This is a genomic window from Streptomyces cadmiisoli (genome assembly GCF_003261055.1).
GTDB lineage: Bacteria > Actinomycetota > Actinomycetes > Streptomycetales > Streptomycetaceae > Streptomyces > Streptomyces cadmiisoli.
Map to the genome: position 1 here is coordinate 6,908,053 of NZ_CP030073.1, position 24,826 is coordinate 6,932,878.

18 protein-coding genes and 1 pseudogene are annotated in these 24,826 nt (G+C 69.6%); 12 read left to right on the forward strand and 7 right to left on the reverse strand.

What is annotated here, in order from left to right; translation table 11 throughout:
- Window positions 1–139: 139 nt before the first annotated feature.
- From DN051_RS30335 to DN051_RS30350, 4 genes are all read right to left on the reverse strand, one after another.
- A complete protein-coding gene (locus DN051_RS30335) occupies window positions 140–1,756 on the reverse strand; it encodes a glycerol-3-phosphate dehydrogenase/oxidase (protein WP_112439976.1) in 1,617 nt (538 codons plus the stop codon).
- Window positions 1,757–1,814: 58 nt separating this feature from the next.
- On the reverse strand, window positions 1,815–3,353 hold the full coding sequence (gene glpK / locus DN051_RS30340; protein ID WP_112439978.1) for a glycerol kinase GlpK: 1,539 nt from the start codon (window positions 3,351–3,353) through the stop codon (window positions 1,815–1,817).
- Window positions 3,354–3,431: 78 nt separating this feature from the next.
- The gene (locus tag DN051_RS30345) at window positions 3,432–4,217 is read right to left on the reverse strand and encodes an MIP/aquaporin family protein (protein WP_053758030.1); all 786 of its coding nucleotides are present in this window, start codon (window positions 4,215–4,217) and stop codon (window positions 3,432–3,434) included.
- 338 nt (window positions 4,218–4,555) lie between these two features.
- Entirely contained in the window at window positions 4,556–5,320 is a 765-nt protein-coding gene (locus DN051_RS30350) for an IclR family transcriptional regulator (protein WP_053758029.1), read from the reverse strand.
- A 295-nt stretch (window positions 5,321–5,615) separates the two neighbouring features.
- On the opposite strand from DN051_RS30350, the gene metH reads away from it, so the two are divergent.
- From metH to DN051_RS30370, 4 genes are all read left to right on the forward strand, one after another.
- Window positions 5,616–9,131 (forward strand): methionine synthase, encoded by a 3,516-nt coding sequence (gene metH / locus DN051_RS30355; protein WP_112439980.1) that lies wholly within the window; start codon window positions 5,616–5,618, stop codon window positions 9,129–9,131.
- 86 nt (window positions 9,132–9,217) lie between these two features.
- A complete protein-coding gene (locus DN051_RS30360) occupies window positions 9,218–9,919 on the forward strand; it encodes an HAD family hydrolase (RefSeq protein ID WP_053758027.1) in 702 nt (233 codons plus the stop codon).
- A gap of 421 nt (window positions 9,920–10,340) precedes the next feature.
- Window positions 10,341–11,945 carry an ABC transporter substrate-binding protein gene (locus tag DN051_RS30365; protein WP_053758026.1) on the forward strand — a complete coding sequence of 535 codons (1,605 nt, stop codon included), beginning with the start codon at window positions 10,341–10,343 and terminating at the stop codon, window positions 11,943–11,945.
- Between the two features lie 64 nt (window positions 11,946–12,009).
- Entirely contained in the window at window positions 12,010–13,590 is a 1,581-nt protein-coding gene (locus DN051_RS30370) for an ABC transporter substrate-binding protein (protein ID WP_053758025.1), read from the forward strand.
- Between the two features lie 75 nt (window positions 13,591–13,665).
- On the opposite strand, the gene DN051_RS30375 is transcribed toward DN051_RS30370, so the two are convergent.
- Both DN051_RS30375 and DN051_RS30380 read right to left on the reverse strand, forming a co-directional pair.
- Complete coding sequence (locus DN051_RS30375) at window positions 13,666–14,337, reverse strand: response regulator (RefSeq protein ID WP_053758024.1); 672 nt, start codon at window positions 14,335–14,337, stop codon at window positions 13,666–13,668.
- Between the two features lie 14 nt (window positions 14,338–14,351).
- Window positions 14,352–15,347, reverse strand: a complete 996-nt coding sequence (locus tag DN051_RS30380) for a RecB family exonuclease (RefSeq protein ID WP_112442511.1) — start codon at window positions 15,345–15,347, stop codon at window positions 14,352–14,354.
- Window positions 15,348–15,577: 230 nt separating this feature from the next.
- Here DN051_RS30380 and DN051_RS30385 point away from each other — a divergent pair, with 230 nt between their 5' ends.
- The 3 genes from DN051_RS30385 to DN051_RS30395 all read left to right on the forward strand — a co-directional run bounded on the left by DN051_RS30385 (window position 15,578) and on the right by DN051_RS30395 (window position 19,106).
- Entirely contained in the window at window positions 15,578–17,356 is a 1,779-nt protein-coding gene (locus DN051_RS30385; protein WP_425471681.1) for a site-2 protease family protein, read from the forward strand.
- Window positions 17,357–17,408: 52 nt separating this feature from the next.
- On the forward strand, window positions 17,409–18,311 hold the full coding sequence (locus DN051_RS30390) for a tRNA (adenine-N1)-methyltransferase (RefSeq protein WP_053762361.1): 903 nt from the start codon (window positions 17,409–17,411) through the stop codon (window positions 18,309–18,311).
- A gap of 213 nt (window positions 18,312–18,524) precedes the next feature.
- Complete coding sequence (locus DN051_RS30395; RefSeq protein WP_053762362.1) at window positions 18,525–19,106, forward strand: hypothetical protein; 582 nt, start codon at window positions 18,525–18,527, stop codon at window positions 19,104–19,106.
- Window positions 19,107–19,164: 58 nt separating this feature from the next.
- Here DN051_RS30395 and DN051_RS30400 read toward each other — a convergent pair whose 3' ends face one another.
- The gene (locus DN051_RS30400; protein ID WP_112439984.1) at window positions 19,165–19,470 is read right to left on the reverse strand and encodes a ferredoxin; all 306 of its coding nucleotides are present in this window, start codon (window positions 19,468–19,470) and stop codon (window positions 19,165–19,167) included.
- Between the two features lie 244 nt (window positions 19,471–19,714).
- Between DN051_RS30400 and arc the strand changes: the two genes are divergently transcribed.
- From arc to prcB, 5 genes and pseudogenes are all read left to right on the forward strand, one after another.
- Window positions 19,715–21,481 (forward strand): proteasome ATPase, encoded by a 1,767-nt coding sequence (gene arc / locus DN051_RS30410; protein WP_053762364.1) that lies wholly within the window; start codon window positions 19,715–19,717, stop codon window positions 21,479–21,481.
- A gap of 236 nt (window positions 21,482–21,717) precedes the next feature.
- A complete protein-coding gene (gene dop, locus DN051_RS30415; protein WP_342781481.1) occupies window positions 21,718–23,229 on the forward strand; it encodes a depupylase/deamidase Dop in 1,512 nt (503 codons plus the stop codon).
- Between the two features lie 180 nt (window positions 23,230–23,409).
- Window positions 23,410–23,628, forward strand: coding sequence for a ubiquitin-like protein Pup (locus tag DN051_RS30420; RefSeq protein ID WP_053762366.1), 219 nt, complete (start codon window positions 23,410–23,412; stop codon window positions 23,626–23,628).
- Between the two features lie 148 nt (window positions 23,629–23,776).
- Window positions 23,777–23,974 (forward strand): annotated as a pseudogene (locus tag DN051_RS30425) (endonuclease domain-containing protein); the annotation flags it as partial.
- Window positions 23,926–24,771 (forward strand): proteasome subunit beta, encoded by an 846-nt coding sequence (prcB, locus tag DN051_RS30430; RefSeq protein WP_053762367.1) that lies wholly within the window; start codon window positions 23,926–23,928, stop codon window positions 24,769–24,771. The pseudogene DN051_RS30425 and the gene prcB, both read left to right, overlap by 49 nt.
- The last annotated feature ends 55 nt before the right edge of the window (window positions 24,772–24,826 follow it).

Genomic DNA, 24,826 nt, shown 5'->3' on the forward strand with positions numbered 1-24,826 from the left:
GATGTATGGGCCACATTATGCGGGGTGCCATGGGTCGCGCGGGATGGAAAAGGGGCGGCTCCGTCGGCGTGGAGCCGCCCCTTTTCCGGCGCGGGGCGCGGTGGCCGGCCGTCCTTGCGGCCTGCTCGGTGTCGCCCGCCTACTTCTTGTCGAGCAGGTCCTGGACCTTGGTGCGGATCTCGTCCGTGGCCAGGCCGCGGATCGTCAGCGTGGTCCTGCGGCGCAGCACGTCGTCCTGCGTCTCGGCCCACTCGTGGTCACGGGCCCAGACGACCTGGGCCCAGATCTCCGGCGCGTCGGGGTGGACCCGCTCGGCGAGCCGCGGGTTCTCGTTGGCGATCCGGGCGACGTCGAAGGCCAGCGAGCCGTAGTGGGTGGCCAGGTGCTTGGCGGTGTCGGGCGCCATGCGCGGGCCGGGGGCCGGGCGGTCCACCAGCAGCCGGTGGGCGACCGCGCGCGGGTTGGCGACACCCGGCAGCGGCACCCGCTTGGGCAGTTCGGAGACCGGCTCGAAATCGTCGCCGAGCGGCCGGCCGGGCAGCGTCTCCAGCTTCCTCACGATGGTCCGGCCGATGTGGCGGAAGGTCGTCCACTTGCCGCCCGCGACCGACAGCATCCCGCCGCGGCCCTCCGTGACGACCGTCTCGCGTTTGGCCTTGGCGGTGTCGCCGGGGCCGCCGGGCAGCACCCGCAGTCCGGCGAAGGCGTAGGTGATCAGGTCGCGGTCGAGCTGCTGGTCCCGGATCGAGAACGCGGCCTCGTCCAGGATCTGGGCTATGTCCCGGTCGTTGACCGCGACATCGGCGGGGTCGCCCTCGTACATCTCGTCGGTCGTACCGAGCAGCAGCATGTCCTCCCACGGGAGGGCGAACGTGATGCGGTACTTGTCGATCGGGGTGGCGAGCGCGGCCTTCCAGGGGGCGGTGCGCTTCAGGACCAGATGCGCGCCCTTCGACAGGCGGATCGACGGTGCGGCATCGGGGTCCTCCAGCCGGCGCAGGTGGTCGACCCAGGGGCCGGTCGCGTTGAGCACCAGGCGCGCGTTGACGCCGAACTCCTCGCCGGACAGCCGGTCCTTGAGGTCGGCGCCCGTGACCCGGCCGCGGGTGAAGCGCAGACCGGTCACCTCGGCGTGGTTCAGGACGACCGCGCCCGACTCGACGGCCGCGCGGACCGTCATCACCGCCATGCGGGCGTCGTTCATCTGGTCGTCGCCGTACACGGCGACGGCCTTGAGGTTCTCGGTGCGCAGCTCAGGCACGTCCGCCTGGGCCCGGGCGGGCGAGAGCAGATGGCCCACACCGTCGCCGAAGGCCGACAGCATCGAGTAGGCGAACACGCCCGCTCCGAGCTTCGCGGCGCCGTGCGGTCCCCCCTTGTACACGGGGAGGTAGAAGGTGAGCGGGTTCGACAGGTGGGGGGCCACCTGCCGGGAGACCGCGCGGCGCTCGAAGTGGTTCTCCGCCACGAGCTTGACCGCACCGGTCTGCAGGTAGCGCAGACCGCCGTGCAGCAGCTTGGACGAGGCGGAGGAGGTGGCGCCGGCGAAGTCGCCGGCGTCGACCAGAGCCACCCTGAGGCCGGACTGCGCGGCGTGCCAGGCGGTGGAGATGCCCAGGATGCCGCCGCCGATCACGAGAAGGTCGTACGACGCCTTGGAGAGCTGCTCCCGGGTCTCGGCGCGGCTCGGATTGGAGCCGGAGGCCGGGTGTGTCCCCAGGGCAGGCACGGACTGCAGGGTGGGCTGGCTGGTCATGATGAGTTGTTGCTCCTCGTCAGCTCTCTGGAGCTCAGTGAGCTCTGGATGGCTCTCGTCAGCTCTCGTCCTCGAGCCAGCCCATGGTCCGTTCGACGGCCTTGAGCCAGTTCTTGTACTCGCGGTCGCGCTCGCCCGCGTCCATACGGGGAGTCCATTCGGCGGCCCGGCGCCAGTTGGCACGCAGGTCGTCGGTGCTGTTCCAGAAGCCGACGGCGAGACCGGCGGCGTAGGCGGCCCCGAGGCAGGTGGTCTCGGCGACCATCGGGCGCACCACGGGGGCGTCCAGGAAGTCGGAGAGGGTCTGCATCAGCAGGTTGTTGGAGGTCATGCCGCCGTCGACCTTGAGGGCGGTCAGCTCGACGCCGGAGTCCTTGGTCATGGCGTCGGCGATCTCCCGCGTCTGCCAGGCGGTGGCCTCCAGGACGGCGCGCGCGAGGTGCGCCTTCGTGACGTACCGGGTCAGACCGGCGATCACACCGCGGGCGTCGGAGCGCCAGTACGGGGCGAACAGACCGGAGAAGGCCGGGACGAAGTAGGCGCCGCCGTTGTCCTCGACGGACAGCGCGAGCGTCTCGATCTCGGCGGCGGTGGAGATCAGGCCCATCTGGTCGCGCATCCACTGCACCAGCGCACCGGTGACGGCGATGGAGCCTTCCAGGGCGTAGACCGGCTGCTGGCCGCCGATCTGGTAGCCGACCGTGGTCAGCAGCCCCGAGTAGGAGTTGATGATCTTGTCACCGGTGTTCATCACCATGAAGGTGCCGGTGCCGTACGTCGACTTGGTCTCGCCCTCGGAGAAGCAGGTCTGGCCGAACAGGGCCGCCTGCTGGTCGCCGAGCGCGGAGGCGACCGGGATGCCGCCGAGCAGGTCGCCCAGCGTGCCGCCGGTGATCTCGCCGTAGACCTCGGCGGAGGAGCGGATCTCGGGGAGGATCTGCTGCGGGACGCCGATGGACTCGCAGATCTTCTCGTCCCACTGCATGGTGTGCAGGTTCATGAGCATGGTGCGCGAGGCGTTGGTGACGTCGGTGACGTGGTGGCCGCCGTCGACACCGCCGGTCAGGTTCCAGATGACCCAGGTGTCCATGGTGCCGAAGAGGATGTCCCCGGCCTCGGCCCGCTCACGCAGACCCTCGACGTTGTCGAGCAGCCAGCGGGCCTTGGGTCCGGCGAAGTACGAGGCCAGCGGCAGGCCGGTCTCGCGGCGGAAGCGGTCCTGGCCGACGTTGCGCCCGAGTTCCCGGCACAGGGCGTCGGTGCGGGTGTCCTGCCAGACGATGGCGTTGTGGACGGGCTCACCGGTGTTCTTGTCCCACAGCACGGTCGTCTCGCGCTGGTTGGTGATGCCGATGGCCTTGATGTCGTCGCGGGTGATGCCGGCCTTCTCGATGGCGCCGACGACGACTTCCTGGACGTTGGTCCAGATCTCGGTGGCGTTGTGTTCCACCCAGCCCGGCTTGGGGAAGATCTGCTCGTGTTCCTTCTGGTCGACGGAGACGATCCGGCCGTCGCGGTCGAAGACGATGCACCGGCTGGAGGTCGTGCCCTGGTCGATCGCGGCGATGAAGGGTCCGGCGGTGTGGGCGTCGGTCACTGTGTGCTCCTGGGAGTCCTTGGGGGTGGGCCGGGGTACGGCGTGATGCTTGCGGCTGCGAGAGCGGGCGAGCCTGCTCTAGGCAAAAGCGACGTTGTACAGGCCTGCCGCGAGGGCACCGCCGGCGAGCGGGCCGACCACGGGGATCCAGGCGTAGCTCCAGTCGGAGCCACCCTTGTTGGGCAGGGGCAGCAGGGCGTGCACGATCCGCGGACCGAGGTCACGGGCCGGGTTGATCGCATAGCCGGTCGGACCACCCAGGGAGAGGCCGATGCTGACCACGACGAGGGCGGTGATCAGGGCGCCCAGGGTGCCGAGGCCCTTGCCGCTGTCGTTCAGACCCTGTGTGAGGACGGCGATGACCAGCACGAAGGTGCCGATGATCTCCGTGGCGAGGTTCTGCGCGATGTTCCGGATCTCGGGGCCGGTGGAGAAGATGCCGAGGACCGGGCCGGCGCCCTTCTCCCGCGCCTCGACGGCCTTCGCCTCCGCGCTCGGCTCGCCGACGATCTCCTTGTCGGTGAGATGGGCGTGGAACTGTCCGTAGTAGGCGATCCAGACCAGGGTCGCGCCGATCATGGCGCCGAGCACCTGTCCGCCCCAGTACACCGGGACGTCGCTCCAGTCGCCGCTCGTGATCGCGATACCGAGCGTGACCGCCGGGTTGAGGTGGGCGCCGGACAGGGGCGCCGTCGTGTAGACCGCCGTGAGCACGGCGAACCCCCACCCGAAGGCGATGGCGAGCCAGCCGGCGTTGCGGGCCTTGGAGGCCTTGAGAACAACGGCGGCGACCACGCCGCCGCCGAGGAGGATGAGCAGGGCGGTACCTATGGTCTCGCCGATGAAGATGTCGGAGCTGGACACCCGCGACTCCTTTGTCCTTCGTCCAGGGGAAGCCGAGACCCCGTATCCCTTCCGGGGTTCGCGAGCCCTCCAGGTGAGGGCGGTATCAGACCTGGCACTGTCACACTCTAGCGCGTATTGCCGGTAGCTGTTCGACAATGCCGACCGATGGACGGGAGTCTTGCCTCGGCGTCACGCGCACGTCAAGAGTTCTGTTGTCGAATGCGCGATCGTTATTGATCGCCCCATGACACGGGGGTTCGGGACGGATCTGGTGCGATCTGCCCGATGTGTCCATTTCAGGGTATGCCGCAAACCGGGTCGCCGTACGGCGACCCGGTGATGATCGAATGGGTGTTCTAGAAGCGGCCGGCGCCCAGATCCCGGGAGACGGCGCGGGCGCAGTCGCGCACCGCCGCGATCAGCTCGGGCCGCAGCTCGCCGTCCCGGCGCAGCCGCTCCACCGCGCCCGCGATGCCGACCGCCCCGACCGGCATGCGCCGCCGGTCGTGGATGGGCGCGGCGACGGAGGCGACGCCCTCCCAGGTCTCCTCGACGTCCGCCGCGTACCCACGCGCGCGCGTGATGTCGAGGATCTGCTCGAACCCCTCGAGGTCGCACACGGTCCGGTCGGTGAAGGGCTTGCGGTCGCTCTCCAGCACCTCGCTGTGCGCGACGGGGTCGTAGGCCGACAGGACCTTGCCCAGGGCCGTGGAGTGCAGCGGCTGCATGGCGCCGATCTCCAGCACCTGACGGCTGTCGTCGGGCCGGAAGACGTGGTGCACGATCAGCACGCCCTGCTGGTGCAGCACGCCCAGGTAGACGCTCTCCCCGCTGGAGCGGGCCAGGTCGTCGGTCCACACCAGGGCGCGCGCCCGCAGCTCGTGGACGTCCAGATAGGTGGTGCCCAGGCGCAGCAGCTCGGCGCCGAGCTGGTAGCGGCCGGAGGCGTCGTCCTGCTCGACGAAGCCCTCCTGCTGGAGGGTGCGCAGTATGCCGTGGGCCGTGCCCTTGGCGAGGCCCAGCGCCGAGGCGATGTCGGACAGACCCAGCCGTCGCTCGCCGCCCCCGAGCAGGCGCAGCATCGCGGCCGCCCGTTCGAGCGACTGGATGTTCCGTGCCATCGCTGTAGTGCCTCCGTCCCTTCGAGCGTCGAGCTGCGACGTCGCTGCCACTGTTCGGCAATGCCGAACACTACCGGTCGTTGCCGACCTGCCGCCAATGACCGGCCGACAGGTGTCGTGTCTCTCGTCCGCCGCGGGTGACCGGGCCGCCGGCGCGGTCCGCCTCGTGGACGACCCTGACCCTAGGCCCCGGTCCCGGCTACCCTGGCGGCGTGCGCCCTCCGCGGGAAGCCCGTCCCAGGGCATTCACGCGGAGCGCAAAGCCGACAGCCGTCGCACTCCAGGGAGCCCTTACATGGCCTCGTTGCCGCAGACCCCTTCCACCGACAGCCGGACCCGTGTGTCCGCCTTGCGCGACGCGCTCGCCACCCGAGTGGTGGTGGCCGACGGAGCGATGGGCACCATGCTCCAGGCGCAGGAACCCACCCTCGACGATTTCCAGAACCTCGAGGGCTGCAACGAGGTCCTGAACGTCACCCGCCCCGACATCGTCCGCTCGGTCCACGCCGAGTACTTCGAAGCGGGCGTGGACTGCGTCGAGACCAACACCTTCGGCGCCAACCTCAGCGCCCTGGGCGAGTACGACATCGCCGACCGCGTCCACGAGCTGTCCGAGGCCGGTGCCCGGATCGCCCGCGAGACCGCCGACGACTTCACCCGGCGCACCGGACAGCAGCGCTGGGTGCTCGGCTCGATGGGGCCCGGCACCAAGCTGCCCACCCTCGGCCACACCACCTTCCCGGCGATCCGCGACGCCTATCAGCGCAACGCCGAGGGCCTGCTCGCGGGCGGCGCGGACGCGCTGCTCGTGGAGACCACCCAGGACCTGCTCCAGACCAAGGCCTCGGTGGTCGCCGCCCGGCGCGCGATGCGCGCGGCCGGCCACGACGTGCCGCTGATCGTCTCCGTCACCGTCGAGACGACCGGCACCATGCTCCTCGGTTCCGAGATCGGTGCCGCCCTGACGGCGCTGGAGCCGCTCGGCATCGACATGATCGGCCTGAACTGCGCCACCGGCCCGGCCGAGATGAGCGAGCACCTGCGCTTCCTCGCCCGCCACTCCCGCATCCCGCTGTCCTGCATGCCGAACGCCGGCCTGCCCGTCCTGACGTCCGCCGGCGCCCACTACCCGCTGACCGCGCCGGAGCTGGCCGACGCGCAGGAGAACTTCGTCCGCGACTACGGACTGTCCCTGGTGGGCGGCTGCTGCGGTACGACGCCGGAGCACCTGCGGCAGGTCGTCGAGCGGGTGCGCGAGCTGACCCCGCCGCAGCGCAGTCCGCGTCCGGAGCCGGGTGCGGCGTCGCTGTACCAGTCGGTGCCCTTCCGCCAGGACACGTCGTACCTGGCGATCGGCGAGCGGACCAACGCCAACGGCTCGAAGAAGTTCCGCGAGGCCATGCTGGAGGGCCGCTGGGACGACTGTGTGGAGATGGCCCGCGAGCAGATCCGCGAAGGCGCGCACATGCTCGACCTGTGCGTCGACTACGTCGGCCGCGACGGCGTCACCGACATGGACGAGCTGGCGGGACGCTTCGCGACGGCCTCCACGCTGCCGATCGTGCTCGACTCCACCGAGGTCGACGTGATCCGGGCCGGCCTGGAGAAGCTGGGCGGCCGGGCGGTCATCAACTCCGTGAACTACGAGGACGGCGACGGTCCGGAGTCCCGCTTCGCCAAGGTCACGGCACTGGCCCAGGAGCACGGCGCCGCGCTGATCGCGCTGACGATCGACGAGGAGGGCCAGGCCCGTACGGTGGAGAAGAAGGTCGAGATCGCCGAGCGGCTGATCGCCGATCTGACCGGCAACTGGGGCATCCACGAGTCGGACATCCTCATCGACTGCCTGACCTTCACGATCTGTACCGGCCAGGAGGAGTCCCGCGGGGACGGCGTCGCCACGATCGAGGCGATCCGGGAGCTCAAGCGCCGCCATCCCGACGTGCAGACCACGCTGGGACTGTCGAACATCTCCTTCGGCCTGAACCCGGCCGCCCGCATCCTGCTCAACTCCGTCTTCCTCGACGAGTGCGTCAAGGCGGGCCTGGACTCGGCGATCGTGCACGCGTCGAAGATCCTGCCGATCGCCCGCTTCGACGAGGAGCAGGTGGGCACGGCCCTGGACCTCATCCACGACCGCCGCAGCGAGGGCTACGACCCCCTGCAGAAGCTGATGGCCCTCTTCGAGGGCGCGACCGCGAAGTCGCTCAAGGCGGGCAAGGCGGAGGAACTGGCCGCGCTGCCGCTGGAGGAGCGGCTCAAGCGGCGCATCATCGACGGCGAGCGCAACGGCCTGGAGCCGGACCTGGACGAGGCACTGGAGTCGCGTCCGGCCCTGGACATCGTCAACGACACCCTGCTCGACGGCATGAAGGTGGTCGGCGAGCTGTTCGGCTCCGGGCAGATGCAGCTGCCGTTCGTGCTGCAGTCCGCCGAGGTGATGAAGGCCGCGGTCGCCCACCTCGAACCCCACATGGAGAAGTCGGACGCCGACGGCAAGGGAACGATCGTGCTGGCCACCGTGCGCGGCGACGTGCACGACATCGGCAAGAACCTGGTCGACATCATCCTGTCGAACAACGGCTACAACGTGGTCAACCTCGGCATCAAGCAGCCGGTCTCGGCGATCCTGGACGCCGCCCAGGAGCACCGCGCCGACGTGATCGGCATGTCCGGGCTGCTGGTGAAGTCGACGGTGATCATGAAGGAGAACCTGGAGGAGCTCAATGCCCGCGGTCTGGCCGCGGACTTCCCGGTGATCCTCGGCGGCGCCGCCCTCACCCGCGCCTACGTCGAGCAGGACCTGCACGAGATCTACGGGGGCGAGGTCCGCTACGCCCGGGACGCCTTCGAGGGCCTGCGGCTGATGGACGCCCTGATCGGTGTGAAGCGGGGTGTGCCGGGCGCGAAGCTGCCGGAGCTGAAGCAGCGCCGGGTGCGGCCGGCCGCGGCCGTACAGGCGGACGAGCGGCCCGAGGAGGGGCACGTCCGCTCGGACGTGGCGACCGACAATCCGGTGCCGAAGCCGCCGTTCTGGGGCACCCGGATCGTCAAGGGCATCCAGCTCAAGGAGTACGCGTCCTGGCTGGACGAGGGCGCGCTGTTCAAGGGCCAGTGGGGCCTGAAGCAGGCGCGCACCGGTGAGGGCCCGTCCTACGAGGAACTGGTCGAGAGCGAGGGCCGGCCCCGGCTGCGCGGCCTGCTGGACCGGCTGCAGACCGAGAACCTGCTGGAGGCTGCCGTCGTGCACGGCTACTTCCCCTGCGTCTCGAAGGACGACGACCTGATCATCCTGGACGAGGCGGGCAACGAGCGCACCCGCTTCACCTTCCCGCGCCAGCGCCGCGGCCGGCGGCTGTGCCTGGCCGACTTCTTCCGGCCGGAGGAGTCCGGCGAGACGGATGTCGTCGGCCTCCAGGTCGTCACCGTCGGATCGCGGATCGGCGAGGAGACCGCCCGTCTGTTCGAATCCGACTCCTACCGTGACTATCTGGAACTGCACGGACTGTCCGTGCAGTTGGCGGAGGCCCTCGCCGAGTACTGGCACGCGCGGGTCCGTGCCGAGCTCGGCTTCGCCGGCGAGGACCCGGCCGACGTCGAGGACATGTTCGCGCTGAAGTACCGCGGTGCCCGCTTCTCGCTGGGCTACGGCGCGTGCCCCGACCTGGAGGACCGGGCCAAGATCGCCGCCCTGCTGGAGCCGGAGCGGATCGGCGTCCACCTGTCGGAGGAGTTCCAGCTGCACCCCGAGCAGTCCACGGACGCGATCGTCATCCACCATCCCGAGGCGAAGTACTTCAACGCACGCTGATCGGATAAGTCGTACACTGGTCGGTCCACAGCAGGCCGGTTCCCTCGCGGGAACCGGCCTGCTAGTCCCTCAGGAGGTACCACCGGATGACGACTACGGTTCCCGCACTCGGCACCCGTCCGGCCGACGGCTCAGCCCTGCAAGCCGTGCTCCTGGACATGGACGGCACCCTGGTGGACACCGAGGGATTCTGGTGGGACGTGGAGGTGGAGACCTTCGCCGGTCTCGGCCACGCCCTCGACGAATCCTGGCGCCATGTGGTGGTCGGCGGCCCGATGAGCCGCAGCGCCGGGTTCCTGATCGAGGCGACCGGCGCCGACATCACCGTCGCCGAGCTGACCGTCCTGCTCAACCAGGGGTTCGAGGACCGTATCGACCGGGCCCTGCCCCTGATGCCGGGCGCGTCGCGGCTGCTGGCCGAGCTGGCCGCCCACGAGGTCCCGACCGCCCTGGTCTCGGCCTCGCACCGGCGCATCATCGACCGGGTGCTCGGGACGCTGGGCTCCGAGTACTTCGCCCTGACCGTGGCCGGGGACGAGGTGGCGCGCACCAAGCCGCACCCCGACCCGTACCTGCTGGCCGCCGCGGGGCTCGGCGCGGAGCCGTCCAGATGCGCGGTCGTCGAGGACACCGCGACCGGTGTGGCGGCCGCCGAGGCCGCGGGCTGCCGGGTGGTGGCCGTCCCGTCGGTGGCCCCGATCGCGGCCGGCGACCGGCGCACGGTCGTCGACTCCCTGGAACAGGTGGACCTGGCATTTCTGCGCGGTCTGATGACAGAAATGCCCTAGCCGTTCACCGACCGTGCAACTCGAGGGGAACGGCATTTCACCGTTCGGCGCGTCGAAGCAATTCGACGCGCCTGGACGGCCGAATTCCGGTGCCGTCGGGCTCAGTTGGGAATGTGATATTCGCCACGCCGAGGGGGGTCGACAGGCGGCCCCCGGTGTGCTGTCAGGGCTGAATACGGGTCGGTCGCCCCGCCCTTGTGTCCCGATTGGTGGAACGCTGCACTAATCCTTCCTCACTCGGGTTTTCGGTGCGTCCACGCCCGGTTTCGCAGCGTGATGGGTGCTCAACTCGCATGGCTGTGAACCCTGGAGCGAGGGCGCATTAATCTCATCGCGAGAACCCCGCCCCCGCCCCCGTGATCCGCTGCTTCACCCCTGCATGCCGGGTACACGGACTCGACAGCTCTGGAGAAACTCGAGCATGAACCGCAAGACTTTGGTGCTGCCGGCTGTGGTCGGTCTGCTTGCGCCCGCGCTTGCCGCCTGTGGCGGTTCGGACAGCGGGAGCGACGGCGGCGATTCGATCGTCGTCGGCACCACTGACCGGTTCATCGCGACCAAGGACGCGCCCGCACCGCTCGACCCGGCCTACGCCTACGACGTCGGCACCTGGAACGTGCTGCGGCAGACCGTGCAGACGCTGATGACCCAGCCGCGTGGCGACGGCGAGCCCGTGCCCGAGGCCGCCGAGAGCTGTGGCTTCACCGACACCGGCAACGAGCGCTACGCCTGCAAGCTCCGCTCGGACCTGAAGTTCTCCAACGGTGACCGCATCACCGCCGACGATGTGAAGTTCTCCATCGAGCGGGCCCTGGCCATCAAGGCCGACAGTGGTGTGTTCGCCCTGATGTCCACCGTCGACACCGTCGAGGCCAAGGACGACGACGAGGTGATCTTCCACCTCAAGACCTCCGACGCCACGTTCCCCTACAAGCTGTCGACCCCCGTCGCGGGCATCGTGAACCCCGACAACTACGACAAGGGCAAGCTGCGTGACGGCTTCGGTGTGGACGGCTCCGGCCCGTACACCCTCGAGCCCGAGGAGAAGAACGGCGAGCTGGTCAAGGCCGTCTTCGTCAAGAACCCCCACTACAAGGGGACGCTGAAGGTCAACAACGAGCGGGTCGACCTGGTCTCCTACGCGGACGCGGACGCCATGGGCGGCGCGCTCGACAAGGGTGACATCGACGTCATGACCCGCAGCATGACGCCGGACCAGATCAACAAGCTCTCCGGCAACTCTGACAGCGATGTCGAGCTCGTCGAGATGCCCGGTCTGGAGATCCGCTACCTCGCCTTCAACACCGACGCCGAGACGGTGAAGGACAAGGCCGTACGGCAGGCGATGGCCCAGATCGTGAACCGCAACGACCTGGTCTCCAAGGTCTACGGCTCCCAGGCCGAGCCGCTCTACTCGCTCGTCCCGGCCTCCATCACCGGCCACAACAACGCCTTCTTCAACAAGTACGGCGACCCGAGCATCGCCAAGGCGGAGGCGCTGCTGACCGCCGCGGACGTCACCGCCCCGGTGAAGCTGACGCTGCACTACACGACCGACCACTACGGCGCGGCCACCAAGAAGGAGTTCGAGCAGCTCCGCAAGCAGCTCAACGACAGCGGGCTGTTCGACGTGCAGATCGAGGGCGCGCCCTGGGAGACCTTCGTCCCGGCCGAACGCAACGGTGAGTACGACGTCTTCGGCATGGGCTGGTTCCCCGACTTCCCCGACGCAGACAGCTACGTCGCGCCGTTCCTCGACAAGGACAACTTCCTCAAGTCGCCGTACAACAACAGCGAGATCCGCAACACCCTGATCCCGGAATCCCGTCGTGAGGCCGACCGGCTGGGCGCCGCCGAGAGCCTGAACCGGATCCAGGACATCGTGGCCGAGGACGTGCCCCTGCTTCCCCTGTGGCAGGGCAAGCAGTACGTGGCGGCGCGGGACGGCATCACGGGTGTGGCGTACGCGCTCAACTCCTCCGCGACGCTCCAGCTCTGGGAGCTCGGCCACGGAGTGAGCGGCTGACGAACTCCCCCCGGGGCCTTGGAAGGTGCCCCGGGGGTGCAAGAAAACGAGTTAGGCACAGCAAGTGAAGATACGCAACCAGTGGCCGGTTCTGCCCATCGTGGCGGGACTGGCCTCCGGGCTCGTGACCGGATGTGGTTCCGAGACCGGCAAATCCGCGGACAACGGCTCCGATGTGGTCATGGGCATGTCGGACGAGGTCCTGGCGACGGACCCGGCGTCCGGCTACGACCCAGGTTCCTGGTTGCTGTTCAACAACGTCTTCCAGTCCCTGCTCAGCTTCCCCAAGGGCGGCACCGAGCCGGAGCCGGAGGTGGCCAGGGAGTGCGCGTTCACGGACTCCGCCATCAGGGTCTACAAGTGCACCCTGAAGGACGGGCTGAAGTTCAGCAACGGTGATCCGCTCACCTCGGAGGACGTCAAGTTCTCCTTCGACCGCCTGCTGAAGATCGACGACGCCGACGGTCCGGCGGTCATGTTCTCCACGCTCGAATCCGTCGAGGCGCCGAACGAGAAGACCGTCGTGTTCAAGATGAAGGTGGCCGACGCCACCTTCCCCAGCAAGATCGCCTCCGGTGCCGGATCCATCGTCAACCACCGGGAGTACGACGCGAACGCGCTGCGCGAGGACGGCGGGGCCGTCGGCTCCGGCCCGTACAAGCTCGACTCGTTCACCGACGACCAGGCGGTCTTCTCGGTCAACGAGAACTACACGGGCAACGCCGAGGTCCAGAACAGCGGCGTCACCCTGAAGTTCTTCCACGGCGACCGGGCCGGCCTGAAGCAGGCGCTGCTCGACAAAGACCTCGACATCGCCTACCGAGGCCTGAGCGCGGGCGACATCGCCGACATCGAGGAGGCGGACGCCGACGCGGGCGTCAAGGTCGTCGAGGGCAGCAGCGCCGAGGTCCAGCACCTGGTCTTCAACGTGGACGACCCGGTCGTCGGACGGCTCGGGGTCCGCAAGGCCATCGCCCACCTGATCGACCGCGACGCCCTGATGGAGAACGTGCACCAGGGCACCGCGACCCCGCTGTACTCGATCGTCCCGGCCGGTATCGCGGGCCACAACACCGCGTTCTTCGACACCTACGGGGCCCGCCCCTCCAAGGCGAAGGCCGAAGAGGCGCTGCGCGCCGACGGCATCACCGACAAGGTCGAGCTGACCCTCTGGTCGACCCCCTCCCGCTACGGCCCCGCCACCGACCAGGAGTTCGAGGCGATCGCCGCACAGCTCAACGCCAGCGGCCTGTTCTCCGCCGAGGTGAAGTCGGTCCCCTTCGACCAGTACGAGAAGGACATCGCCGACGGCAAGTACGGCGTGTACGTCAAGGGCTGGGTGCCCGACTACCCGGACGCCGACAACTTCACCGCCCCGTTCTTCGGCAAGGGCAACGTGCTGGAGAACAACTACTCCAACGACACGATCACCGACGAGCTGATCCCGACGACCGCCGCGGAGAGCGACCGGGCCGGGACGGACGCGGAGTTCGGACAGCTGCAGGACATCGTCGCCGAGGAACTCCCGCTGCTGCCGGTCTGGCAGGCCAAGCAGTACGCCGTGGTCGGTGAGACCGTCTACGGCCTGGAGTACTGCCTCGACGCCTCGACCGTGTTCCGGTTCTGGGAGATCAGCAAGGGCTGATCCGCGGACCGCCGAACGCCCGAGGGCGCCCCTTCCGGTGGAAGGGGCGCCCTCGGTGTCGTACGGCCGCGGCCGTCACTGCGCGCCGGGGCGCACCAGACCGCTCTCGTACGCGTACACCGCGGCCTGCACCCGGTCCCGCAGGCCCAGCTTGGTGAGCACATGCCCGACGTGGGTCTTGACGGTGGTCTCGCTGACGAACAGGTCGGCGGCGATCTCCGCGTTCGACAGTCCGCGCGCGACCAGCTTCAGCACCTCGACCTCGCGCTCGGTCAGGGTGTTCAGCGTGTCGGGCACGGGCTCGTCGCCGGACGGCAGATGCGTGGCGTACTTGTCGAGGAGGCGCCGGGTGATGCTCGGCGCGAGCATCGCCTCGCCGGCCGCCACCACCCGGATCGCCTGGACCAGTTCGTTGGCGGGCGCGTCCTTCAGGAGGAAGCCGCTGGCCCCCGCCTTCAGCGCCTCCACCACGTACTCGTCGAGGTCGAAGGTGGTCAGCACCAGCACCTTCGCCGGGCCGTCCCGCTCCGGGCCGGTGATCTGCCGGGTCGCCTCCACGCCGTCCATCCGCGGCATGCGGATGTCCATCAGAACCACATCGGGCTGAAGGGCCCGCACCTGGTCGAGTGCCTGAAGGCCGTCTCCGGCCTCACCGACGACCGCGATGTCCTGTTCGGCTTCCAGAATCATCCGGAAGCCCGTACGCAGCAGCGGCTGGTCGTCGACCAGTAGGACGCGGATGGCCACGTAAGTCTCCTTCGCTAGTCCGGCCCCATTCTGCCCTGCTCGGCCTGCCCCGCCCCGACCGGCCTCACGGGCAGCGGATACGGCGGGGGAGTGCCGCCGAACTCCGGGCACACGGCCTGGTGGTCGCACCAGCCGCACAGCTTGGTCGGCCGGGGCCGCCAGTCGCCGGTCTCGGTGGCCAGCCGGATCGCCTCCCACAGCGCAAGCAGCTTGCGCTCGACCCGCTCCAGGTCGGCGAGGACCGGGTCGTACGTCAGGACGTCGCCGCTGCCGAGATAGACCAGCTGGAGCCGGCGCGGGACGACCCCTTTCAGCCGCCAGACCACCAGGGCGTAGAACTTCATCTGGAACAGCGCGCTCTCGGCGTACTCCGGCCGGGGCGCCTTGCCGGTCTTGTAGTCGACGATCCGCACCTCGCCGGTCGGCGCCACGTCCACCCGGTCGATGATGCCGCGCAGCCTCAGCCCCGACGCCAGCTCCGCCTCGACGAACAGCTCGCGCTCGGCCGGCTCCAGCCTGCTCGGGTCCTCCAGCGTGAACCAGCGCTCGACCAGCTGCTCGGCCTGCGCCAGCCACTGCGTGTGGCGCTCGCCGTCCGGATCGTCCGCGAACAGCTCGTCCAGCTCGGGCCTCGTCTCCCGCAGACGCTGCCACTGGCCGGGGATCAGCGACTTGGCGCGGGGCGCGGTGCGCTCCGGGGCGGGGGCGTCGAAGAGCCGCTCCAGGACCGAGTGCACCAGGGTGCCCCTGGTCGCCGCCTCACTCGGCTTCTCGGGCAGCCGGTCGATCACCCGGAACCGGTACAGCAAAGGGCACTGCATGAAGTCGCCGGCACGCGAGGGGGACAGCGACGCCGGCGCTTTGGCGACGGTCTCGGCGGCGACAGGGGCGGCCGCCTCGGCCGTCGGCGCCGGCTCCGCCGCGGGCTCGGCCGGGACCGGCACGACCGTCTCCGCCTCGGCCGTCGCGTCGCTGGGAGCCCGTGCCGGGCCCTCGGTGCTGGTGTCCATGCCCACAGACCATACGGCCCACCACTGACAGTGACGTACTCCGCGGCCGCGACCCGGGCAACGACCGGGAAAACAGAGGGGGTGCCGGGGCGGAACGTGTCCCCACGGCCGCATACCATCGACCCGAGACCCTTCCGTCCGGCAGGTGCGGAAGACGCTTCGAACGAGGGGACATCGTGGACGAGAGCGGCGGGAGCGGGCAGCCGCGGTCGGGCACCGAGGAGCCGGCCGTGCGGCAACCAGACCGTACGGCACCGGCCACCGGCCCCACACGCCCCGAGAACCGGCCGATCCCCACCGATCAGGCCGTGTCCCCGTCGCCCTCGACGTCCGCGCCGTTCCCGGCGTCCCCCGCCACCCCGCGACCCGACGCCGGAGCGGCCCGCCCGCAGGCGTCGGACCGCCCCGCGGACGGACCGTCCGGCACGACGCCGCCGGGCCCGGCCGACGGCGAACGGTCGAACGGCGCCGTCGCCCGCCACGGCGACGGTGGACGTCCCGACGACACCCCCGCAGGCTCCGGGGACCCCGGGACGGGCGGCGGCAAGCCCGAACCCTCGCCCGGTCCCGAGCCGAACAGCGGCACCGACCGGCCGACGCCCCCCTCGGCGCCCGCCGAGGGCCCGGCGCCCGAACAGCCCCCCGGCGACCAAGAGGGCTCCAAGCCCCCCGCCACCGGCGACCACCACCCCCCGCGCACACCCGCCACCGGGGACGCACACACCCCCGCGCATCCCCCCACCCCCGTATCCGGCGACAAGCGGTCCCCCTCCGGTGCCCCCGACCACGGCCACACCCCGGCCCACCGCACGCTCGCCCACTCCACCGGTGAGAAGGGACCGGCCCCGCAGCGTCCGGAGCCCGGCGGCGGACTGCTGATGGGGCGGCTGTTCGGCGTGCCCGTGTACGTCGCGCCGAGCTGGTTCCTCGTCGCCGCGCTGATCACCTGGGTGTTCGGCGGGCAGCTCGACCGGGTCCTGCCCGAACTCGGCGCGGCCCGCTACCTGGTCTCCCTGTTCTTCGCGGTCGCGTTCTACGCGTCGGTCCTGGTGCACGAACTGGCCCACACCGTCGCAGCCCTGCGCTTCAAGCTCCCGGTGCGCCGCATCCAGCTGCAGTTCTTCGGCGGCGTCTCCGAGATCGAGAAGGAGGCCGAGACACCCGGCCGGGAGTTCGTGCTCGCCTTCGTCGGACCGCTGCTCTCCCTCGTCCTCGCCGGCGTCTTCTACGTGGCGCTGCAGCCCGTCGAACCGGGTACGGTCCCCGGTGTCCTGCTGGCCGGCCTGATGATCTCCAACCTCATCGTCGCCGCCTTCAACCTGCTGCCCGGTCTGCCCCTCGACGGCGGCCGCATGCTCCGCGCCGTCGTCTGGAAGATCACCGGCAAGCCCATGACCGGCACGGTCGCCGCCGCCTGGGTGGGCCGCGCGCTGGCCGTCTCCGTGCTGATCGGGCTCCCGCTGCTCACCCAGTCCGGCGCCCTGGGCAGCGACGCCGTGGACAACGTCGGCATGGACACCGTGATGGACGCGCTGCTCGCCGCGATCCTCGCCGCCATCATCTGGACCGGCGCCGGCAACAGCCTGCGCGTCGCCCGGCTGCGCGAGCACTTGCCCGAACTGCGCGCCCGCGCCCTCACCCGGCGCGCGGTGCCCGTCGAGGGCGACACCCCGCTCTCGGAGGCGCTGCGCCGGGCCAACGCGGCCGGGGCCCGCGCCCTGGTCGTCGTCGACGCCGACGGGAACCCGGTCTCACTGGTGCGCGAGGCCGCCATCGTCGGCGTACCGGAGCACCGGCGCCCCTGGGTCGCCGTCAGCAGCCTGGCGCAGGAGCTGACGGGCGGCATGCGGGTCTCCGCGGAGCTGGCCGGCGAGGACCTCCTGGAGGCGCTGCGGGCCACCCCCGCGACCGAGTACCTGGTGGTCGAGGAGACCGGCGAGATCTACGGCGTGCTGTCCGCCGCGGACGTCGAGCGGGCCTTCGTCAAGGCCATGGCCAGGCCCTCGTAGCGGGCCGCGGCGGGTGGTCGGCGGCCTCCCCAAAGGCCGGTAGGCTGTTCACATGTCCGAACCGACCGGTGCCGCCCGCAGGCGCGGGCCCTTCAAGGTCGGGGACCAGGTACAGCTGACCGACCCCAAGGGCCGCCACTACACGTTCACGCTCGAGGCCGGGAAGAACTTCCACACCCACAAGGGTTCCTTCCCGCACGACGAGCTGATCGGCGCTCCCGAGGGCAGCGTTGTCCGCACCACCGGGAACGTCGCCTATCTCGCGCTGCGCCCCCTGCTCCCCGACTACGTCCTGTCCATGCCCCGCGGGGCAGCCGTCGTCTACCCCAAGGACGCGGGGCAGATCCTGTCCTTCGCCGACATCTTCCCCGGCGCGCGCGTCGTGGAGGCCGGCGTCGGCTCCGGCTCGCTCAGCAGCTTCCTGCTGCGGGCCATCGGCGATCAGGGCATGCTGCACAGCTACGAGCGCCGTGCGGACTTCGCCGAGATCGCCCAGCAGAACGTGGAGCGCTACTTCGGCGGCCCGCACCCGGCCTGGCAGCTCACCGTGGGCGACCTCCAGGACAACCTGAGCGACACCGACGTCGACCGCGTCATCCTGGACATGCTCGCCCCGTGGGAGTGCCTGGAGGCCGTCTCCAAGGCGCTCGTGCCCGGCGGCATCCTGTGCTGCTACGTGGCGACCACCACGCAGCTCGCCCGGACCGTGGAGTCCATCCGTGAGATCGGCTGCTTCAACGAGCCGACCTCCTGGGAGACGATGATCCGCAACTGGCACGTCGAGGGCCTGGCCGTCCGCCCGGACCACCGGATGATCGGCCACACCGGCTTCCTGCTCACCGCCCGCCGTCTCGCCGACGGCGTCGAGCCGCCCATGCGCCGCCGCCGCCCCGCGAAGGGCGCCTACGGCGAGGACTACAGCGGCCCCAACGCCGACGGAGGCATCGGCCGCTGACCCCGGCCCCGTGCCGCGCGCAACGTCACCGCCCCGTGGCCGAGTTCCCGCAGACCGCCGGGAACTCGGCCACGGGGCTTTCCGGTTGACGGGCCGGACCCGACGGTCCGGCCCGCAGGTCACAAGGACCGCCCCCGCCGTTCCCCCGGACTGTGACGTGTGGCACCATGCAGGCCACCCCCACCGGCACAGCCCTCACGGGAGACACTCCTAGTGCAGCAATCCGCCGTCCCGGAACTGGCACACGCCCACACCCGGCCGATCCACTGGCTGGCCACCGCCACGGCCGTCGCCGGTGTCGTGGCCCTGTCCTCGATCCTCCAGCCGCACTCGGCGACCGCCGCGCAGACGCCGGCCGAGGAGACCCGGTCCGCCCCCGACCCCGCCGCCGCGCCGCCCGCCGCCGACGGAGTCGACTTCCCCCTCGAATGCGGCCCCGTCGAGGCCGTGGTGGAACAGAAGGCGTCCGGGGACCTCGACGGCGACGGCCGGCCCGAGACGGTGGCCGTCGTGCACTGCGACGCCGGTATGAGCACCCCGCCGGACGGTGTGTACGTGCTCACCCAGGGAGCGGGCGGTAAGGGGGCCCGCATCGTGGCCACCCTCGTCGACCCCAAGGACCGGTACACGGTCAGTGACTTCGCCGTCCGGGAGGGCGAGGTCCTCGCCACCCTGCTCGGCTACTCCTCCGCCGAGGTGCCGACGTGCTGTCCGGACACCGAGGAGAGCGCGAAGTGGCAGTGGCACAACGGTGCGTTCGTCCGCTCGTCACCCGCCGACGCCCGGAGCGTCTGACGGCGGCCACCGGCGCGTGTGAGAAATCAGACAGTCGTAACGCGACGTACGGATTCAGTCACTCTGCGTTCGGTCCGTAGACCTCGACGCTGTCCGAAACGCGACGTACATGAATGCACTCGCCGGGACACTCCCTCGCCGAGTCGATCACGTCCGTGAGGAGCGGCAGCGGTACGGGTGTTGTGGCCCCCTTGGCCTGCAACAGCTCCTCGTCCCCGCCTTTCACATAGGCCAGGCCGTCGATGTCCAGCTCGAAGACCTCGGGCGCGTACTGGGCGCAGATACCGTCGCCGGTACAGAGATCCTGGTCGATCCAGACCTCCAGCGCCTCGCCCTGGACCACGGCCTCCTGCTGCACGGTCACCTCTCCTGCCGACTCTGCACCCAGCCGTACGGGAATCCGGCCAGCTCTGACGGGTGTTGAACGGTTCGACCCTACCTTCGCTCGCTTTCTCCGCGCGTTCCCTGGGTATTCCCCTGGCGTGAGGGAGAGCGCAAGGGTGAAGATCGGACACACCCCGACCGTCTTTGTGATCTAGGGGTTTCAATCGACACCCACCCAGGTAGGGTCTGGAAGCGTCCAGCTCCCCTTGGAGGAGGTGAGGACCGTGGCAGCCCACGACGACGACATGAACCGCGGCATCCGCCCGGGACGCGGGTCCGACGACCCGGCCGGGCAGATTGCCTACCTTGAGCAGGAGATCGCCGTCCTGCGACGCAAGCTCGCCGACTCTCCGCGACACACGAGGATTCTCGAAGAGCGGATCGTCGAGCTGCAGACCAACCTGGCCGGCGTGTCCGCACAGAACGAGCGACTTGCCAACACGCTCCGTGAGGCCCGGGACCAGATCGTGGCCCTCAAGGAAGAGGTCGACCGGCTGGCACAGCCACCGGCCGGCTTCGGAGTCTTCCTGCAGGCGAACGAGGACGGCACCGCCGACATCTTCACCGGCGGCCGCAAGCTCCGGGTGAACGTGAGCCCCAGCGTCGAGCTCGACGAGTTGCGGCGCGGCCAGGAACTGATGCTCAACGAGGCCCTCAACGTGGTCGAGGCCATGGAGTACGAGCGCGTCGGGGACATCGTCACCCTCAAGGAGATCCTTGAGGACGGCGAGCGCGCCCTGGTGCTCGGGCACACCGACGAGGAACGGGTGGTGCGGCTCGCCGAGCCGCTGCTGGACGTCACCATCCGCGCCGGCGACGCCCTGCTGCTCGAACCCCGCTCCGGCTACGTCTACGAGGTCGTGCCCAAGAGCGAGGTCGAGGAACTCGTCCTCGAAGAGGTCCCGGACATCGGCTACGAGCAGATCGGCGGTCTCGGCAACCAGATCGAGGCCATCCGGGACGCGGTCGAGCTGCCGTACCTCTACCCGGACCTGTTCAAGGAGCACGAACTGCGCCCGCCCAAGGGTGTGCTGCTCTACGGACCGCCCGGATGCGGCAAGACGCTGATCGCCAAGGCCGTCGCCAACTCGCTGGCCAAGAAGGTCGCCGAGGTCACCGGTCAGGCCGCCGGCAAGAGCTTCTTCCTCAACATCAAGGGCCCCGAGCTCCTGAACAAGTACGTCGGCGAGACCGAGCGGCAGATCCGCCTCGTCTTCCAGCGTGCCCGGGAGAAGGCCAGCGAGGGCACGCCCGTCATCGTCTTCTTCGACGAGATGGAGTCCCTCTTCCGCACCCGTGGCTCCGGTGTCAGCTCGGACGTGGAGAACACCATCGTCCCGCAGCTGCTCGCCGAGATCGACGGCGTGGAAGGCCTGCAGAACGTGGTCGTGATCGGTGCCTCGAACCGTGAGGACATGATCGACCCGGCCATTCTGCGTCCCGGCCGGCTGGACGTGAAGATCAAGATCGAGCGCCCGGACGCCGAGGCGGCCAAGGACATCTTCGGCAAGTACCTCACCCAGCGCCTGCCGCTGCACTCCGAGGACCTCGGGGAGCACGGCGGCGACAAGGACGCATGCGTCCAGGCCATGATCCAGACCGCCGTCGAACACATGTACGCGGAAACCGAGGAGAACCGCTTCCTGGAGGTCACCTACGCCAACGGTGACAAGGAAGTCCTGTACTTCAAGGACTTCAATTCCGGCGCCATGATCGAGAACATCGTGGGCCGGGCCAAGAAGATGGCGATCAAGGATTTCCTGGAGCACACCCAGAAGGGTCTGCGCGTCTCCCACCTGCTCCAGGCCTGCGTGGACGAGTTCAAGGAGAACGAGGACCTGCCCAACACCACGAACCCGGACGACTGGGCTCGGATCTCCGGAAAGAAGGGCGAGCGGATCGTGTACATCCGTACCCTTATCACCGGAAAGCAGGGTGCGGACACCGGACGCTCCATCGACACGGTGGCCAACACCGGACAGTACCTGTAAAAGCCAGGGCGGCTGCGGGTGCCCTCTCCGGGGTATCCGCAGCCGATTGCTTTTCGGGCCACGGCTGGAGCAAGTCTAATGACGCAAATGATCTCCCCACCAGCTCAAAGGCGTTCTAGGCTCGTCGGTACCGCCGAGTCGCGCAGTGCGGGGACGGGCACCGCATACGCAACCCAGCGCCAGCGGTACTTGAGCGGCGCCCACGACCGAGGGAGCCGCCGGGCAAGGAGGGCCGCATGACCGTACGGCGAGTAATGGGCATCGAGACGGAGTACGGGATCTCCGTCCCCGGCCATCCCAATGCCAATGCCATGCTCACCTCGTCCCAGATCGTGAACGCCTACGCGGCGGCGATGCACCGGGCCCGCCGGGCCCGCTGGGACTTCGAGGAGGAGAACCCCCTGCGGGACGCCCGAGGCTTCGACCTCGCCCGCGAGGCCGCCGACGCCAGCCAGCTCACCGACGAGGACATCGGCCTGGCCAACGTCATTCTCACCAATGGCGCACGGCTCTACGTCGACCACGCCCACCCCGAGTACAGCGCACCCGAGGTCACCAACCCCCGTGACGCCGTCCTCTGGGACAAGGCCGGCGAGCGGATCATGGCCGAGGCGGCCGAGCGCGCCGCCCAGCTGCCCGGTGCCCAGCCGATCCACCTCTACAAGAACAACACCGACAACAAGGGCGCCTCCTACGGCACGCACGAGAACTACCTGATGAAGCGGGAGACCGCCTTCTCGGACATCGTGCGCCACCTCACCCCGTTCTTCGTCTCCCGCCAGGTCTTCGCCGGAGCGGGCCGCGTCGGCATCGGCCAGGACGGCCACGAGCACGGCTTCCAGCTGAGCCAGCGCGCGGACTACTTCGAGGTCGAGGTGGGTCTGGAGACGACCCTCAAGCGCCCCATCATCAACACGCGCGACGAGCCGCACGCCGACGCCGAGAAGTACCGGCGCCTGCATGTGATCATCGGCGACGCGAACCTGTCGGAGATCTCCACCTACCTCAAGCTCGGCACCACGGCCCTGGTGCTGTCGATGATCGAGGACGGGTTCATCGCCGTGGACCTCGCCGTCGACCAGCCCGTTCGCACTCTGCACCAGGTCTCGCACGACCCGACGCTCCAGCGGCTGGTCACCCTGCGCAGCGGCCGGACACTCACCGCGGTCCAGTTGCAGATGGAGTACTACGAGCTGTCCCGCAAGTACGTCGAGGAACGCTTCGGCGCGGACGCGGACGAGCAGACCAAGGACGTCCTGAGCCGCTGGGAGGACACTCTCAACCGGCTGGAGCGCGATCCGATGAGTCTGGCCGGCGAGCTGGACTGGGTCGCCAAGCGGGAGCTCATGGAGGGCTACCGGCGCCGGGACGGCCTCGACTGGGACGCGGCGCGGCTGCACCTGGTCGACCTCCAGTACGCCGACGTACGCCCCGAGAAGGGCCTGTACAACCGGCTGGTCGCCCGTGGCCGCATCAAGCGACTGCTGGACGAGGCGGACGTGGAGCGGGCCAAGGCGAAGCCGCCGGAGGACACCCGGGCGTACTTCCGCGGGCGCTGCCTGGAGCAGTACGCGGACGACGTCGCGGCGGCCTCGTGGGACTCGGTGATCTTCGATCTGCCGGGCCGGGATTCGCTCCAGAGGGTTCCAACCCTGGAACCGCTTCGCGGAACGCGTAATCACGTCAAGGAGCTGCTGGACCGCTGCCGCACCGCCGAGGACCTGGTCAAGGTCCTGTCCGGCGGCTGACGGGGCGGGGGCGCGGGGCCGGGCGCGCGGGTGGAAATCCCGGCGTCAGGGAATCATCGAGGTGGCCCTCGTACGTTGTAGGAACTGCGGGGCCATTGTCAGACCCGGCTTGTAGGGTCTGATCATGACCGATCGGCAGCGATGCCGAACATGTCGGGCGAACCGAGCGGGGTGAGGGTTATGGCGACCAAGGACACCGGCGGCGGACAGCAGAAGGCGACGCGCTCCACCGAGGAGGTCGAGGAGCAGGCGCAGGACGCGCAGGCTTCGGAGGACCTCAAGGAGCGGCACGACAAGCTCAGCGACGACGTGGACTCCGTCCTGGACGAGATCGACGACGTGCTCGAGGAGAACGCCGAGGACTTCGTTCGGTCATTCGTTCAAAAGGGTGGCCAGTAGGGCATCCCAACCTTCGATCCGAAGGTTGACGGCGGGGGTGTAAGTGCAGGAACGGCATCTCGTGAAGTGCCGCTCGTGGCGCGGGGAGTCCCGGCCGCGAGCGGCCTTCGCCGATCCGGGCCGTTCCGCAAGGCCTCTGCCGCACGGTCTCTCGGCCGTACCTGCACATGTGGATCACTGCCACGAGGCGGGTAGGGTCCGAGACGTACGCTGCTTCAGCTGCAACGCGGCACTGGGGCAGTTCAGGGATCGGCCCGACGCCACAAGGCGGGCTGCCGCACTTCTGGAAGGAATCGCGTGGAAGCCAACACTCGTAGCACCGGGCGTCTACCAGCTGCCTTCCTGACGCCTGGGTCCTCCTCGTTCATGGACTTCCTGTCCGAGCACCAGCCGGAGCTGCTGCCCGGCAAGCGGCAACTGCCGCCCACCCAGGGTGTGATCGAGGCACCGCACGGCACGACCATCGTCGCCGTCACCTTCCCGGGCGGCGTCGTGCTGGCCGGCGACCGGCGGGCGACCATGGGCAACATCATCGCGCAGCGGGACATCGAGAAGGTCTTCCCGGCGGACGAGTACTCGGCCGTCGGCATCGCCGGCACCGCGGGTCTGGCCGTGGAGATGGTCAAGCTCTTCCAGCTGGAACTGGAGCACTTCGAGAAGGTCGAGGGCGCCCAGCTGTCCCTGGAGGGCAAGGCGAACCGCCTGTCGACCATGATCCGGTCCAATCTGGGCATGGCGATGCAGGGCCTGGCCGTGGTCCCGCTGTTCGCCGGCTTCGACGTCGACCGCGGCAAGGGCCGGATCTTCTCCTACGACGTGACGGGCGGCCGCTCCGAGGAGCAGGGCTACGCGGCCACCGGCTCCGGCTCGATCTTCGCGCGCGGCGCCATGAAGAAGCTCTTCCGCGAGGATCTCACCGAGGACCAGGCCACGACCCTCGTGGTGCAGGCGCTGTACGACGCGGCAGACGACGACTCGGCGACCGGTGGTCCCGATGTCGCCCGCCGGATCTACCCGATCGTCACCGTGATCACCGAGGACGGCTTCCGCCGGCTCACCGAGGACGAGGCCTCGCAGATCGCCCGCTCGGTGCTGGAGCGGCGTCTGGAGCAGCCCGACGGCCCGCGGGCCGCGCTGCTGTAACCGGCGGCAGTGTTGTTTGAAGGTGATCCAGTGACTTCGACAGAAAGGGACGGAT

Bases quoted from the DNA above. Each gene is read 5' to 3' on its own strand.
- DN051_RS30335 (WP_112439976.1), bottom strand. From the start codon at position 1,756: ATGACCAGCCAGCCCACCCTGCAGTCCGTGCCTGCCCTGGGGACACAC.
- DN051_RS30350 (WP_053758029.1), bottom strand. From the start codon at position 5,320: ATGGCACGGAACATCCAGTCGCTCGAACGGGCGGCCGCGATGCTGCGC.
- metH (WP_112439980.1), top strand. From the start codon at position 5,616: ATGGCCTCGTTGCCGCAGACCCCTTCCACCGACAGCCGGACCCGTGTG.
- DN051_RS30360 (WP_053758027.1), top strand. From the start codon at position 9,218: ATGACGACTACGGTTCCCGCACTCGGCACCCGTCCGGCCGACGGCTCA.
- DN051_RS30365 (WP_053758026.1), top strand. From the start codon at position 10,341: ATGAACCGCAAGACTTTGGTGCTGCCGGCTGTGGTCGGTCTGCTTGCG.
- DN051_RS30380 (WP_112442511.1), bottom strand. From the start codon at position 15,347: ATGGACACCAGCACCGAGGGCCCGGCACGGGCTCCCAGCGACGCGACG.
- DN051_RS30390 (WP_053762361.1), top strand. From the start codon at position 17,409: ATGTCCGAACCGACCGGTGCCGCCCGCAGGCGCGGGCCCTTCAAGGTC.
- dop (WP_342781481.1), top strand. From the start codon at position 21,718: ATGACCGTACGGCGAGTAATGGGCATCGAGACGGAGTACGGGATCTCC.
- DN051_RS30420 (WP_053762366.1), top strand. From the start codon at position 23,410: ATGGCGACCAAGGACACCGGCGGCGGACAGCAGAAGGCGACGCGCTCC.